Consider the following 13,716-nt stretch of genomic DNA (forward strand, 5'->3'; position numbering starts at 1 on the left):
AGTAGAATAAGTCAGCCTTCTGTGGCGTAAATTGTATTATATAGTAACGGGTTTTAATCCGATTTCTTTTCCCTTCTGAAGCATAAACTCCCGGGCAGCATCATATTCATTCGGAATTTCCCCTTCCAGAATTGCTTCTTTAATGGCATCTTTTATCATCCCGATTTCCCTTGAAGGTTTGATTCCAAAAGTTTCCATGATCTCTTCTCCTGAAATCGGCGGCTGAAAATTCCTTACGTGGTCTCGCTCCTCAACTTCTTTCATCTTTTGGCGTACCAGCTTAAAGTTGTTGTGGTATTTTTTGTATCGCCTCGGATTCTTCGTGGTAATATCTGCTTCACATAAGGTCATCAACTCCTCAATGTCTTCACCCGCATCAAAAATGAGCCTTCTTACAGCTGAATCTGTTACAATATCCTGAGAAAGCACAATGGGCCGCGAACTCATGAGTACCATTTTCTGAACAAATTTCATTTTTTCATTGAGTGGCATCCTAAGGCGCTTAAAAAGTCTGTATACCATTTTTGCACCTACAAATTCATGCCCGTGAAAGGTCCAGCCTATTTTCTTATCGAATTTCTTCGTGGGAGCCTTTCCAATATCATGTAATAGGGCCGCCCATCGCAGCCATAGATCATCGGTATTTTCCGAAATATTGTCCACCACTTCCAAGGTATGCCAAAAATTGTCTTTATGCCGCTGTCCTTCAATTTCATCAATTCCTTCCAGGGCAGTCAACTCAGGTAAGATCAATTTTAAAAGTCCGGTTTTATGGAGTAGGCTGAAACCAATCGATGGTTTTGGAGAAAGCAGGATCTTATTCAGCTCCTCCACAATTCTCTCCCGGGATATGATCTTGATCCGGTGATTATTTTTACTGATGGCGTCCAGGGAAGCCTTTTCGATCCTGAAGTTCAGCTGGGAAGCAAAGCGTATGGCTCTGAGCATTCGCAGCGGATCATCTGAATAGGTGATATCTGGATCAAGAGGTGTACGAATCAATTTGTTTTGTAAATCTTCGAGTCCGTTGAACGGATCTAGAAGATCTCCGAAAGTTTCTTTGTTAAGGCTTAAAGCCAGTGCATTTATCGTGAAATCCCTGCGGTTTTGATCATCTTCCAGAGTTCCGTTTTCCACCACCGGATTCCGACTGTCCTCGCTGTAGCTTTCCCTGCGGGCTCCTACAAATTCAATTTCAAGATCATAAGCCCGCAACATGGCGGTTCCGTAATTTTTGAAAACCTGTACTTTTGGATTATGAGATAATCTCTTTGAAACCTGCCGGGCGAGTTCAATTCCGCTGCCAACGGCAACAACATCAATATCTTTTGCTTCCCCACGATCGAGGATGAAATCCCTAACGAAGCCTCCAATTACATAACTCTCCAGTTCCAGGTCCTTTCCGGCCAGGGAGATTACATCAAAAATTTTATGCTTCAGGGCTTCTTTATAATTCTTCACTTAATTTAATTTATCTTCCGGAAATCTATTGCGACTCTCATTAACCACACAGGTTTTCAAAACCTGCGTGGTTTAAAACTCATTTGAGTTTAATTGGCCATATAAAACTGCCGTTATTTCCGGATTATTTTTACCGTACCATCGTTCCCCAATTTAATAATGGCCGATGGTTTTGCGGTTACTTTTGACTGGTGCAAATTTACTACATAGTCCACACCTTTTAAAATTTCCGGACTTATTTGAGAGAAAGATTGTGGTGTTTCCTCACCACTAATATTTGCGGAGGTGGAAACGAGGGGTTTCCTTAATTTTCGGATGAGTTTTTCGCAGAATTTATCTTTTGTAACCCTTACTCCAAGAGTATCGTCACTACCCACCAGGTTATCGGCTACCCTTATTGGTCTGTCATAAACTATGGTGGTGGGTTTATTGGAATGGTTAAGGATATCGTAAGCTGCTGAGGGTACTTCTTCGATAAACTGCTCCAGCATCCTTGTATCCGAAACAAGGCAGATCAATGCTTTTTCCTCGGTTCTTTTCTTTAGGGTGTAGACTCTGTCTATTGCTTCGGCATTCGTGGCGTCACAACCAATTCCCCATACCGTATCGGTAGGGTAGAGGATCACTCCTCCTTTTTTAAGAACTGCCAGGGCATTTTCAATTTCATTTTTTAGATCTTCCATTCAGCACTTTTTTATATTCAAGTAAAGTTTGTTCCGCCATCTTTGTAGTCGTGAAATTTTCGATGAGCAGTTTATGTGATAAATCAGTAAATCGATTTATTACCTGGGGCTTATCATACAAAAATAGAATATGTTCACTCAATTTTTTGTGGTCATGCATGTTAGCAAGCAAGCCATTTTCTCCATCTGTGATAATTTCGGGAATGCCTCCCACCCTTGTACTAATTACGGGCACTTTGTGAAAAAAGGACTCGTATATAAATCCCGGGATCCCTTCACTTTGTGAAGTAACAAGAGAAATATCAAACTGGGAAATAAAATTAGAAGCATCAGGCAGAAATCCGAGTAAAAATACATGGTCCTGAAGATTTAGTTTTGCAATTTTGCGTTGCAGATCCTCTGTCCTGTTTGTGAAACTTCCTATTTGAACAAAGGTGAAATCTGTCCTCTTATTCTCATTAATGATGGTATGGGCAATATCAATGAAGTTTTCGAGACTTTTTGCACGAATATGATTTGCAATATTCCCAATGATCTTTTGCTGCGGTTTAAGACCTAATTTCTCTCTTAGTAAAAATGGGGTTTTTTTAGATTTATTTTCAAGTCTTGTCCCATGATAAATAGTGGCAAGCTTCGCCGAATCTTTTATGGCCAGAGAGGTTACCTTTTTAGTTTCTTCAGAAACACAAAGAATTTTTTTTATTTTATAGTAATTGTATTTATGTAATGTGCTTTCTCTGTTCTTGATGGGGAAAGAAGTTTTTTTACTGAAAACAAAAGGAGGTAGATCATAGAAATAATCTCCTATAACTCCCAGCGCCAGTGCAGTGGTATCATGAATATGTATGAGATCGATCTTTTCTTTTTTACAGAACCTTATCAGTTTCAGGAAATAGCGGGGGTCTAATTTGAATGATAATCTTGCCGGAACCACTCCAATTTTTCCGGAGCTTAATTTCTTCTGGAAGTGGCCATTTTTAACGCACAAAATATTATTTGTGACAGTTGGAGACAGTTGCTCCAGCTCGTGGCAAAGATTTTCGATGTGATTTTCACCACCACCCCAGTTTTTAACAGCAGAAAGGTGAAGGATATTCATTGGGGTAAAACATGTTTTTTGTTGGCTGCTTAAGCTGACTAATAATTGCGTAAAGGTAAATTTTTACGACGAAAGATCATTAGATGTTAGAAAATTCCCAAAATAAATTTCACTGAAGTGGAACAAGTCTCATAGAGTCCCAAAATTAATAGCCTGTTCTATTTGATGAGCAAAGTATCATAAACCTGAAGATATTCCTTCGCTGTCTTATCCCAGTTAAAACTTTCAGCTCTTTTCTTTAGGTGGTTTGTATATAAATCTTTCTCTTTCTGGAACTTATTCATTCCGTCCTCGAAAACACCAACCATATAATCGGCATCAAATTGATCCCAGTAGAACGCATACTCACCACCAATTTCCGGAAGGGAGGTTCGGTTGGCAAGAAAAACTGGTTTGCCGTATGCCATGGCTTCAATGGGTGGCATACCAAATCCTTCAAAAAGTGAGGGAAATACAAACGCTTCACAATTCTGAAAATAGTAATGTTTGTCTTTTTCAGATATTTTTCCAGCCAGAAATACGCGGTCCTGTAGTTTATATTTCTTGATTTCCTGCTTAACAACTTCTCCGTAAGGTTTGTCTTTGTTACCGGCAATGATAAGTTGAAGATCATTCAATTGCGAAAGCATCCCAATCAAGGAATGAAAATTTTTCATTTCCAGGAATTGGCCGATACAAAAAAGATAAGGTTTTGTAAGATCAAAATCTACTTTGGGAGGGGTGACAGGGGGTTGTGCTACTGTGGGGTTTCCATTATAGATCACAGGCTGCGGAATTGCCTCCGAAATTTCAAAAAAATGATTGGCAGATCTTTTCGCATGTTCAGAAATAAATATGATGGTCTGGGATCTATTAATTTTTTCTTTTAATAGCTGAATTTTCTTTTTACTAACCTTTTCTATAGGATCTTTTTCCATGAAAATTACATCATGAAGCGTCATAAGGTAAGGCATCGAACTACTATAAGGTTCTATTTTCGAATTCTGATTAAGGGAATGCCACAAATCATATTTTTTTCTTAACCTGAAGGTTTTGTAGCGATTAAATGAATAATATCGTTGAAATTTCAGGTCTCCGCCAAAATCTTTAAAAACAGATTTATTTTTCGCGTAAGCTGTAAATTGAAAACTTTGGTTATGCTCCGTTAGGTTTTTGATTAGCCAGTAATTGAACTGACCGAAACCGGAATATAAATTGTTGATATTATGGGATTCTAGGAATATTCTCTTTTCAGCTGGCATAAAACATGGTATATAACTGCAAATATAATAGAATGTAATTCAATGCCTGTCGATATTTATTTCAAGGGGAAATCATTTGGAAAATAGTAAGAGTCGGTTGATTATTTTATCTTTCAAAAAATCATGGCGTAAAAACGATATTAATATAAATTGATAATTTGAAAATTACTGTAATAGCACCATATACATTCGGATATATTGATGTTCTGGTTGATAAGATTGCCGAAGGATCCAATGTTACTGTAGAGTTTATAGATATCAGCACTATAAAATTCGAATATACATCTGTCCTGCAAAGAGGGAAGAACTTTCTCTTAAAGAATTTATTGAACCGAAATCTTAAAAGAGAACATAGGATGCGGGTTCTTTCAAATAGACTGTCACAGAATCCTGAACAAGATGTTATTCTTGTAGTTCGTCCCGATGTGCTGGATGAACCTGTTTTAGCTTTTCTTAGAACAAGGGCCAAGAAGGTAATTTCTTATTACTATGACTCCATAAATAATATTCCGGAAAAACAAAATCTTCTGGCGTATTTTGATGAAGTATATAGCTTTGAAAAAGCTGATGTGAAAAAATTCGGATTAAAATTTATTACTAATTTTATTCCGGTAGATGAACCCGATAATTTTGCCAACGAAAAGGGGGTATTTCATATTTCTTCCTATGATTCCCGGTCAAAAATCATAGTAGATGTAGCGCGACAACTTGAAAAGTTCGAGTATCCATATAATTTTGTCGTAAAATCTGGCAAAGCTTTGGATTCTAAATATTTGAAGGTAATCACAGAATATGTAGATTGCAAAGAGGTTCTACAATTAATGAAAAGATCTGATGTTATTCTTGATGTTCAAAAAGAGCATCAGGAAGGACTTAGTTTTAGAGTTTTTGAAGCTCTGGGTTTTGATAAAAAACTCATTACTACAAATGAGGATGTGAGGAATTATGATTTCTATAATCCTGAGAATATTCTAATTGTAGACAGGGAGAACCCAGTCGTCATAAAAAGTTTTTTACGAAATGAGTATGTGCCTGTTCCCAAATCAATAAAGGATAAATATAGGAGAGATGCCTGGATCCAGGAAGTTCTGGGGATTTGATTCAGTTAGAATTCTTTAAATACTTTTATAAAGCTCGTAGTAATTCTTCTGCATAACTTCCAGACTGAATTTTTCATGTACCAGGTCAAAAGCATTTGCGACCATAAAATCCTTTAATTGATTATTTTCCAGTACCTTTTTCACATTTTCTGCTAAAGACGCAGCATCTTTAACAGGAGAGATCATTCCTGTATGTTCATGGATCACCGCTTCTCCTGTGCCTCCCGCTGCAGTTGCCACCACCGGCACTTTACAGGCAAAAGCCTCCAGAACAGATAAGGGCAGGCCTTCTGTTTCAGAAGAAATCATGAAAAGGTCAAATTCTGGTAAGATTTGTGCCACATCATTTCTAAACCCAGTAAAAATTATATCATTAGCCAGTCCCAGTTTATTTGCATGTTGTTTAAGTTCCTTTTCGAGAGGTCCCTGGCCTACAAGGATGAATTTTATTTTTCCTGAAAAACTTTCTTCTATAAGCCTGGCACTTTCTAAAAAGGTAAAAAGATCTTTTTGTTTTGTTAAACCGGCTATATTGCCAATCAGTTTTGTTCCTTCCGGAATGTTGTAATCCCTGTGCAATATGCCCGAATTGCTCGAAGCGGAAAGGTAATCTACATCTATCCCATCATAAATAACCCGCACTTTATGGTGATCTTTCAGCACAGGCTTTAAGACATCCTTCACCGCTTCGGATACGCAGATAATCTTATCGATTCGGGAGCTATTGTATTTCTTTACTTTGAAAAAATTTTTAGTTACTTTATTATTCCTTTTCCGTGAATAAATAAATTTTAGATTGGGAAAGAGCCTAATCGCCAGTAAACTAAGAGTAAAGGCTTTTGAATCATGTACATGAAGTATATCTATTTTTTCCTTTTTAAGAGTATTTATTAGTTCCCTCAAAAACTTCAATGAATATTTTGATTTTCTCGAGGCCGAATAATATGAAATTTTTTGTTCCCTGCACTTTTGTTCCAAAACAGAATCTTTAGCACAAAAAATTATCTGTTGCAGGTCCTGATATTTTTTAAGAATGTTATAGGTAGTCAACATCTGGTTATCTCCACCACGCCACTCAATAATAGTTGAAACATGTAGTATTTTCATAATGCAATATTAAGCTTAATAAATTTATTTTCTCAAATCCTGTGGTTTGAAGCAATAGTTTTTTAAGGACTCTTTTCGAAGAAATTCTTTCTTTATCGTAGCTTTGCTTAATGAAATTAGTAGTATCGGAAAAATTTAAATCGTCAACAGCAGAAATCTCATCCTTTATAGAAAATTTCCCTCAAGGACAATTGTTCGGAAAAGGAACAAGAAATCAAATAAGGATCTTTTCTCTACAAGAAAAAGATATCAATATTAAATCCTTTAAAGTTCCAAATGCGGTAAATAAGATCGTTTACAGATTTCTTCGGAAATCCAAGGCGGAGCGATCATTCGAATATGCTCATCGTTTACTGTTGAAGGGTATAGGGACTCCTTATCCCATTGCTTACGCAGAAGAAAAGAGCGGGATTATATTCCGAAGAAGTTATTATATCAGTGAACATATGACCTGTGATCTCACATTTCGGGAATTGGTCCACCAGCCGGATTTTCCGGACCACGAGAAGATTCTGCGAGCGTTTACAAGATTCAGTTTTATGCTTCATGAAAAAGAAGTTGAATTTCTGGATCATTCCCCGGGAAATACCTTAATTAAAAAAAAAGGCGAAGGTTATCTTTTTTCCCTGGTTGATCTCAACCGAATGAATTTTAGGTCTCTCGATTTTGATACCCGAATGAAGAACCTTTCCAGGCTTACTCCCAAAAAAGAAATGATAGTAATTATCGCAAATGAGTACGCGAAATTATTTAAAAAGCCGGAAGCTGAAGTATTTGAAAAATTATGGTTTTATACTACTGATTTTCAGGCCCGGTTTCAACGAAAAAAAATTCTTAAAAAGAAATTAAAGTTCTGGAAGAAAAATTAAATTATTCCTTAAACAAGCGATTTATTTTCCTCCTCCTAAGGAACGAAAGCTTCCTTTTTTCTGGTACGCCATGCGTTTCTATATAATCCTCAATTGCATTGACCATTCTTAAAGAAGATTTGCCGTCGTTGTATGGGTGATAATCTGCAATTATTTCCCTACGTTGTTCGGCATAGGGATCGTGCTCTAGATTTTCTGCTACTTTTTGTTTAAGGTCTTTATATTCCCGGGAATTATCCCATCGAATAGTTTGAGAACTGCTTCTAAAAGTTAATACAGGTTTATCCAGCAGAAGGAATTCATAAACCACAGAAGAAGTATCGCTGATCATAATATCTGCCATAATTAAAAACTTAACGATATTTGGCTCTTCTTCAACTACAACATTTTCAACATTTTTCGCCAGAGTTCTATAAGTTTCTACGACTTTGGTATTCATCAAATCATGAAATTTAATCAGGATAAGAAATTCCTTATTTTCAGCAAGACCCTTTATTTCTTCTAAGAGAAATGGGGCAGAGGTAAGAGATGGTGAAAAAGTAGGAGCGTATAATATTATTTTTGATGCGCTTTTCTCTTGAAGTAGATCTTCCTTTTCTTTTTCATATTCACGAAGATTTTTTCCGTAAATATCCAATTTTGACCAACCTGTTTCGATCACTTCAAAGTCTTTATATTTCTGCTGAAGTTGACGGAATTTCTTAGTAAAGTAAGGTCCTTGTGTAAGATATAAATCAAAATAATGCCTTATCCTGAAATGTCCTTTTTTCTCCCCGGCCAGGCCATGGAAGATCTGAACTTTAAGTCCGCGTAAATAATACGGAACTTCATTTCCGGGGCAAAGAATGGCATCACTGCGATATGTTTTTAAATCTTCAATGTTGGAGGTATGAGGTTCGGCAGTGTATGGGAATTTAGAAGATAAATTATTAGTAATAAACCAAAGATATTCATGCTTTTTCTCCTTTAGCACCTGCATAATAGGTTCTAAAATTCCAAATGCATAGGGATTCTGGCAAAAAAGGATAAATTTCATGATTTAGAATAAGTTATTTGCCTCCTCAAGGTCTTCTTTAAAATCTATTTCCATACATCTAAATTCTGAAATGTCTACAGCTTTGATGCGCAATTCATTATGCTGAATTGCCAGCTCGATTCCCTTTTCGAAATAATCGTTTTCATCACAAAGTTCAAGCTGCTCTATAAAGGCTGACATATCATCTTCCGAAATATAATTTATGCCAACCGCTTCTCCCAATCCGTTTTCTACTGATTTAGAAAGTTCGGAAATAAAGCCATTTTTCAAGGTGTATTTCACCTCTTCTTCAGCCACCCTGGAATGGTTTACAGAAACAAAAGAATTCTGATGTTTAATTTCCTCTTTTAGGACCGGCAGTAGTGCATCATCAAAAATGACATCTCCATTAAGCCATAAAACATCTTCATTTCTATGTTTTTTTAGTGCTTTCAATAAGCTTTTGGAAGTATTGGTAGCATCAAAAAATTGATTGTAGATGTATGTCATGTCTGGGAAACGTTCCATGATCAGGTCTTTTTTAAAGCCTACCACTATAGAAATATCCTGCTCGTTAAAATGTTTGGACAGGTTTTCTATTTGTTTTTCCATGATACTTTTACCTCCTTTTAAAGGTGTTAGAGGTTTGGGAAAAGGATTGCCCAGTCGGGAGCCTATTCCCGCTGCCAGTATGACTATTTTCATTGTATTTGTTTTAATTCAGCTATTTTGCCACTGGAATTAGTTTGTAAAAAAGTATTCAGTTTTGCTAATATAAGATTTGGTTTTAGCTGCTCATAAAATTGAGCTGCTTTTTTAGTTAGTGTTTTCCTGGATAGTGCTGTTAGGAATTCAGGATGGTAATCTTTAAGGTGTACAGAAACATGATCTGCTTCATTCTCATAGATACTCCAGTTTTCTTTTTTAATCTGGGGTGAAAAAATAGAAAAGGTAGGCACATTTAATGCTTTTGCCATATTAACGGCACCACCTTCATTTCCTATAAGAGCATCGCATTGTGCTGTTATTGCCATAAATTCCCTGAGGCTCCTGCCATAGGTTTCAAAGAAAATATGCTGCTGTGTCTGTGGTGAGCAGAGATTGTATAATTCTTTGGCTTCTTTTTCCTGAGATGGAATATAATTAAAAAGCAGTTGAGCGGCAGGCACTGAAGAAATTATTTTGTTCAGGATTTCTGCCATGTATTTTAACGGATATGTTTTTTCTGAAGAGCTTCCTAGGATACCTATCATGTAAACCGGTTTGTCTACCTCTATCCCTGCATTTTTCATCAGCGCCTTTGCTGAGGATATTTCCTCTTTGGTAAGATATAGCTTAGGTTTCAATTCTGCAGGGAAATCCTTTGCGACAGCTGTTAGGAGCAACATTCTGTTCTCTATCGCCAGTCCTGCACTGGTTTTTGGGGATGTTAATAATTCGAAGGTGTGGGTATAAGCTCCTGAAGTATATTTTTTATAGTATGAAATCCGTTTTGTAGCTCCTGAAAAAGCGGAGATGATAGCGGTGTTTATTTTTGCATACACATCAATGACCAGATCGTATTTTTCTTTTTTGATTTTTTTTAAAAGCGGCAGTAGTCCATTTGGTTTCAAATCCACCACGGGATCAAACAATAGGATTCGATCAATAAACGGATTGTGTTCCACTACAGGAAATGTATGCGTGTAAATAAGATAATGTAGTTCGGCATCGGGATACTTTTTTCGCAGGGCTTCAAAAAGAATGGAGGAGGTAAGTACATCTCCAATCATCTTTTGTTGTATAACAAGTATCTTCATCTATATGGTACCCCTCCCAAAAGAGGGATTTTTATTATAACACCTAACTTCTTTATACTGCAACATTATATTCCCTTAGCGCATCATTCAGAGAAGTTTTTTTGTTGGTGCTTTCCTTTCGTTTTCCAATAATTAAGGCACACGGCACTTGGTATTCTCCTGCGGGGAATTTCTTGGTATAACTTCCCGGAATTACTACAGATCTTGCAGGTACAAGCCCTTTCATCTCTACAGGTTCATCTCCAGTGACATCTATGATTTTGGTAGAGGCAGTTAATACCACATTTGCACCCAGTACCGCTTCTTTCTCTACTTTAACACCTTCTACTACAATACTTCTTGATCCTAAAAAGGCATTATCTTCAATAATTACAGGAGCTGCCTGTAAAGGCTCTAATACACCGCCAATTCCAACACCGCCGCTAAGGTGGACGTTTTTTCCAATTTGAGCACAACTTCCAACTGTGGCCCATGTATCGACCATGGTTCCTTCGTCAACATAAGCACCAATATTCACATAACTTGGCATAAGGATAACTCCGCTGGAAATATAAGCGCCATGACGTGCAACAGCGTTTGGGACCACCCGGATTCCCTTTTCTTTATAGCCTCTTTTTAAAGGCATCTTATCGTGATATTCAAAAATTCCTGCTTCCAGAGTTTCCATTTTTTGAATAGGGAAATAAAGTACTACTGCTTTCTTTACCCATTCATTTACCTGCCAGCCATCTGCAGTGGGTTCTGCAACTCTTAATTTTCCCTCGTCAAGAAGCGTAATAACTTTCCTTATGGCATCAGTTGTTTCTGTTTCTTTTAGTAATTCCCTGTCGTTCCAGGCTTTTTCAATGATTTGCTGTACTTGTTCCATATAATATTTTATTAGAGTAAATAAATGAATCTATTTCTTCTATTCCAAAGATTTCCTTGATTTATAATCGCGTAAAAAGACCAGTAGGGAATAGATGAAATATGTTATCCCCAACATCTCCAGGAGTTCTTCAATAGTATAGAGAATGAAAAACTCTGGTATTATTATTTTTTGTGCATCTTCCATTCCTTTTTGAACAATTAACCAGCCGGTGAACATTTCAATAACCAATGCTCCTGAGATAAAAATGACTCCGGAAACTATGAAATTTTTTAATGTCTTTTTCGGCAATTCCAGTAGAAACTTTAAACAAAAGAGTCCGATAATTATTATGCCAATCCCATATATAATGACCCAGCTGTAATGAAAGATTCCTGCAGTTTCAACATGAGATGATAAACTTCTTCCTGCCATTTCATGTATCCTGAGTAACTCATCGGAAGCCAAAAACAAGAAAAGAAAACTAAGAAACCACCAGAATCCGCGTCGGTTCTTAACTTTAAGATGAGAAAAACCTATTTTCAAAAGTAAGACAGAGGCCGTTAAGTGCAGAAGACTGGAAAAAACAGAAGGGGCATTCTTTTCTTCATCAAAATTTGTTTTTTGAAAGATATAGTCATTGTAATGAATATCTCCATTATATGCCAGAAATAAGGTAGTAAGATGTAATATGAGGAGTATAAAAATACCAATTAGTATACCGGCCAAAACTTTTTGGGGTAAATCGTGCTTCATCAAAAATGGATGTAGATTTTGCCGCAAATTTAAAATAAATATAGCAGAAATAGGACTTGCAGATTTTCAAATAGCAGATTAAGTTCATTAATTTTTATATTGTGACAATCGCCGTACCTTTGCAAAAAATATAAATAATGGCAAGGATTTTGGCAATAGACTTTGGGAGTAAACGAACCGGAATAGCGGTGACAGATGAACTCCAGATTATTGCTTCAGGATTGACCACTGTTCTTACTGCCGATCTTTTGACTTTTCTGGAAAAATATTTCTCTCAGGAGAAGGTTGAAATGGTTCTTGTGGGAGAACCAAAGCAAATGGATAATACGGCATCAGAAAGTGAAATCAGCATTCAGGAGTTTCTGAATAAGTTTTCAGAAAAATTTCCGGAGAAAGAACTGAAGAGGGTCGATGAACGCTTTACTTCTAAAATGGCAGTCCAAACCATGATTGACAGCGGACTTAAAAAGAAGAAGCGCCAGAACAAGGCATTGGTTGATGAAATTAGTGCCACCATAATTCTGCAATCTTACTTATATAATAAAAGATAAAAGTTGCTGAAATTTTTTAAGGTTGATTAAAAACATTATACAATAGAAATGGTTTTACCAATAGTAGCGTACGGTGATCCCGTACTGCGTAAAAAAGCAAAAGAGATCACTAAAGATTATCCAAATCTTAAAGAACTAATCGAAAACATGAAGGAGACCATGTACCAGGCTTATGGTGTAGGGCTCGCGGCTCCACAAGTGGGGCTTCCTATAAGGATTTTCATGATAGATACCTCTCCTTTTGCCGAAGATGAGGAACTGGAAGAGGAGGAAAAGGAACAGTTGAAAAACCTGAAAAAGGTTTTTATTAACGCAAAGATCCTGAAAGAAGAAGGCGATGAGTGGGCGTTCAATGAAGGCTGTCTTAGTATACCAGATGTGAGGGAAGATGTATTTAGAAAACCTGAAATCACTATTGAATATTATGATGAGGATTTCGAAAAACACACCGAAACATATTCAGGATTGGCTGCCCGTGTGATTCAGCATGAGTATGACCATATTGAAGGGATCTTATTTACAGATAAACTTTCCAGCCTTAAAAAAAGGTTGATCAAAAGCAAACTTTCCAGTATTTCAAAAGGCAAGATTACAGTGGATTACCGAATGCGTTTCCCCGAATTAAAAAAAGGGCGTTAATTAGTTTTGTTTTTTAGGGCATAGATGAGATATTTGCCACCCACAATTTAAAAATATTATGGAATTAGATAAAGTAATGTCAATTTCCGGAAAACCCGGACTGTATGAATTAAAAGCTCAAACCCGCGGTGGATTCATTGCTGAATCAATGCTCGATGGAAAGAAGATTTCTGTTAATATGCGCCATAATGTGAGTTTGCTGAGTGAAATAGCTGTTTATACGTATACAGAAGAAGTGCCGCTTCGTGAGATCTTTCAAAAGATCAAGGAGAAAGAAGATGGAGGAGAGGCAATAAGCCACAAAGAATCAAAGCAAAAGCTGGAAGATTATTTCAGCGAGATCCTGCCAGATTACGACGTGGACAGGGTTTATATCAGTGATATCAAAAAGATCATCCAGTGGTATAATTTGCTGGTCAGTAAAGGTGTAACAGATTTCGGAACTGCAAAGGGTTCTGAAAAACCATCAGACGAAGAAGAATAGAATTTTTTATATTTTCAGAAAAGCTGACTTTCAAGGTGATTTCGTGATTTCAAAACGAAATTAAT

The 13,716-nt window shown here is 36.8% G+C and carries 15 protein-coding genes; 5 read left to right on the forward strand and 10 right to left on the reverse strand.

From position 1 onward, the window contains the following. Positions 1 to 36 precede the first annotated feature (36 nt). The 4 genes from IE056_RS13450 to IE056_RS13465 form a co-directional block, all read right to left on the reverse strand. Positions 37 to 1,461 (reverse strand): CCA tRNA nucleotidyltransferase, encoded by a 1,425-nt coding sequence (locus tag IE056_RS13450; RefSeq protein WP_189605236.1) that lies wholly within the window; start codon positions 1,459 to 1,461, stop codon positions 37 to 39. A 113-nt stretch (positions 1,462 to 1,574) separates the two neighbouring features. Beyond that, positions 1,575 to 2,144, reverse strand: coding sequence for an L-threonylcarbamoyladenylate synthase (locus IE056_RS13455; protein WP_189605237.1), 570 nt, complete (start codon positions 2,142 to 2,144; stop codon positions 1,575 to 1,577). Further along, positions 2,125 to 3,243 (reverse strand): glycosyltransferase family 4 protein, encoded by a 1,119-nt coding sequence (locus tag IE056_RS13460; RefSeq protein ID WP_189605238.1) that lies wholly within the window; start codon positions 3,241 to 3,243, stop codon positions 2,125 to 2,127. Before IE056_RS13460 ends, IE056_RS13455 begins: the two co-directional genes overlap by 20 nt. Positions 3,244 to 3,401: 158 nt before the next feature. Continuing rightward, a complete protein-coding gene (locus IE056_RS13465; RefSeq protein WP_189605239.1) occupies positions 3,402 to 4,484 on the reverse strand; it encodes a glycosyltransferase family 4 protein in 1,083 nt (360 codons plus the stop codon). Between the two features lie 158 nt (positions 4,485 to 4,642). Between IE056_RS13465 and IE056_RS13470 the strand changes: the two genes are divergently transcribed. Continuing rightward, on the forward strand, positions 4,643 to 5,584 hold the full coding sequence (locus IE056_RS13470; protein WP_189605240.1) for a WaaS/CpsH family glycosyltransferase: 942 nt from the start codon (positions 4,643 to 4,645) through the stop codon (positions 5,582 to 5,584). Positions 5,585 to 5,599: 15 nt separating this feature from the next. Here the strand turns inward: IE056_RS13470 and IE056_RS13475 are convergent, their stop codons facing one another. Next, positions 5,600 to 6,691 carry a glycosyltransferase gene (locus IE056_RS13475; RefSeq protein WP_189605241.1) on the reverse strand — a complete coding sequence of 364 codons (1,092 nt, stop codon included), beginning with the start codon at positions 6,689 to 6,691 and terminating at the stop codon, positions 5,600 to 5,602. 110 nt (positions 6,692 to 6,801) lie between these two features. Between IE056_RS13475 and IE056_RS13480 the strand changes: the two genes are divergently transcribed. After that, the gene (locus IE056_RS13480) at positions 6,802 to 7,560 is read left to right on the forward strand and encodes a lipopolysaccharide kinase InaA family protein (RefSeq protein ID WP_189605242.1); all 759 of its coding nucleotides are present in this window, start codon (positions 6,802 to 6,804) and stop codon (positions 7,558 to 7,560) included. Position 7,561: 1 nt separating this feature from the next. Here IE056_RS13480 and IE056_RS13485 read toward each other — a convergent pair whose 3' ends face one another. Genes IE056_RS13485 through IE056_RS13505 form a run of 5 tightly spaced genes read right to left on the reverse strand, consistent with a single transcriptional unit; the run spans position 7,562 to position 11,977 of the window. Beyond that, positions 7,562 to 8,596 (reverse strand): CDP-glycerol glycerophosphotransferase family protein, encoded by a 1,035-nt coding sequence (locus IE056_RS13485; RefSeq protein ID WP_189605243.1) that lies wholly within the window; start codon positions 8,594 to 8,596, stop codon positions 7,562 to 7,564. Between the two features lie 3 nt (positions 8,597 to 8,599). Next, the gene (locus tag IE056_RS13490; RefSeq protein WP_189605244.1) at positions 8,600 to 9,280 is read right to left on the reverse strand and encodes a phosphocholine cytidylyltransferase family protein; all 681 of its coding nucleotides are present in this window, start codon (positions 9,278 to 9,280) and stop codon (positions 8,600 to 8,602) included. Further along, positions 9,277 to 10,374 carry a glycosyltransferase family 9 protein gene (locus IE056_RS13495; RefSeq protein WP_189605245.1) on the reverse strand — a complete coding sequence of 366 codons (1,098 nt, stop codon included), beginning with the start codon at positions 10,372 to 10,374 and terminating at the stop codon, positions 9,277 to 9,279. Before IE056_RS13495 ends, IE056_RS13490 begins: the two co-directional genes overlap by 4 nt. A 52-nt stretch (positions 10,375 to 10,426) precedes the next feature. After that, positions 10,427 to 11,242 (reverse strand): 2,3,4,5-tetrahydropyridine-2,6-dicarboxylate N-succinyltransferase, encoded by an 816-nt coding sequence (locus IE056_RS13500; protein WP_189605246.1) that lies wholly within the window; start codon positions 11,240 to 11,242, stop codon positions 10,427 to 10,429. Between the two features lie 39 nt (positions 11,243 to 11,281). Further along, on the reverse strand, positions 11,282 to 11,977 hold the full coding sequence (locus IE056_RS13505; RefSeq protein ID WP_189605247.1) for a DUF8692 domain-containing protein: 696 nt from the start codon (positions 11,975 to 11,977) through the stop codon (positions 11,282 to 11,284). A 137-nt stretch (positions 11,978 to 12,114) separates the two neighbouring features. Here IE056_RS13505 and ruvX point away from each other — a divergent pair, with 137 nt between their 5' ends. Genes ruvX through IE056_RS13520 form a run of 3 tightly spaced genes read left to right on the forward strand, consistent with a single transcriptional unit; the run spans position 12,115 to position 13,651 of the window. Next, positions 12,115 to 12,528, forward strand: a complete 414-nt coding sequence (gene ruvX / locus IE056_RS13510) for a Holliday junction resolvase RuvX (protein WP_189605248.1) — start codon at positions 12,115 to 12,117, stop codon at positions 12,526 to 12,528. A 48-nt stretch (positions 12,529 to 12,576) separates the two neighbouring features. Further along, complete coding sequence (gene def, locus IE056_RS13515) at positions 12,577 to 13,167, forward strand: peptide deformylase (protein ID WP_189605249.1); 591 nt, start codon at positions 12,577 to 12,579, stop codon at positions 13,165 to 13,167. A gap of 58 nt (positions 13,168 to 13,225) precedes the next feature. Beyond that, positions 13,226 to 13,651: a DUF5606 family protein gene (locus IE056_RS13520; RefSeq protein ID WP_189605250.1), complete on the forward strand. Its 426-nt coding sequence runs from the start codon at positions 13,226 to 13,228 to the stop codon at positions 13,649 to 13,651. The last annotated feature ends 65 nt before the right edge of the window (positions 13,652 to 13,716 follow it).

This window comes from Salinimicrobium marinum (genome assembly GCF_014651535.1).
In the GTDB taxonomy this organism is placed as follows: domain Bacteria; phylum Bacteroidota; class Bacteroidia; order Flavobacteriales; family Flavobacteriaceae; genus Salinimicrobium; species Salinimicrobium marinum.

What these genes read in the sequence shown, in the direction of transcription:
- IE056_RS13455 (WP_189605237.1), bottom strand. Translation starts at nt 2,144, where the DNA reads ATGGAAGATCTAAAAAATGAAATTGAAAATGCCCTGGCAGTTCTTAAA.
- IE056_RS13460 (WP_189605238.1), bottom strand. Translation starts at nt 3,243, where the DNA reads ATGAATATCCTTCACCTTTCTGCTGTTAAAAACTGGGGTGGTGGTGAA.
- IE056_RS13465 (WP_189605239.1), bottom strand. Translation starts at nt 4,484, where the DNA reads ATGCCAGCTGAAAAGAGAATATTCCTAGAATCCCATAATATCAACAAT.
- IE056_RS13475 (WP_189605241.1), bottom strand. Translation starts at nt 6,691, where the DNA reads ATGAAAATACTACATGTTTCAACTATTATTGAGTGGCGTGGTGGAGAT.
- IE056_RS13480 (WP_189605242.1), top strand. Translation starts at nt 6,802, where the DNA reads ATGAAATTAGTAGTATCGGAAAAATTTAAATCGTCAACAGCAGAAATC.
- IE056_RS13485 (WP_189605243.1), bottom strand. Translation starts at nt 8,596, where the DNA reads ATGAAATTTATCCTTTTTTGCCAGAATCCCTATGCATTTGGAATTTTA.
- IE056_RS13490 (WP_189605244.1), bottom strand. Translation starts at nt 9,280, where the DNA reads ATGAAAATAGTCATACTGGCAGCGGGAATAGGCTCCCGACTGGGCAAT.
- IE056_RS13495 (WP_189605245.1), bottom strand. Translation starts at nt 10,374, where the DNA reads ATGAAGATACTTGTTATACAACAAAAGATGATTGGAGATGTACTTACC.
- IE056_RS13500 (WP_189605246.1), bottom strand. Translation starts at nt 11,242, where the DNA reads ATGGAACAAGTACAGCAAATCATTGAAAAAGCCTGGAACGACAGGGAA.
- IE056_RS13505 (WP_189605247.1), bottom strand. Translation starts at nt 11,977, where the DNA reads ATGAAGCACGATTTACCCCAAAAAGTTTTGGCCGGTATACTAATTGGT.
- ruvX (WP_189605248.1), top strand. Translation starts at nt 12,115, where the DNA reads ATGGCAAGGATTTTGGCAATAGACTTTGGGAGTAAACGAACCGGAATA.
- def (WP_189605249.1), top strand. Translation starts at nt 12,577, where the DNA reads ATGGTTTTACCAATAGTAGCGTACGGTGATCCCGTACTGCGTAAAAAA.
- IE056_RS13520 (WP_189605250.1), top strand. Translation starts at nt 13,226, where the DNA reads ATGGAATTAGATAAAGTAATGTCAATTTCCGGAAAACCCGGACTGTAT.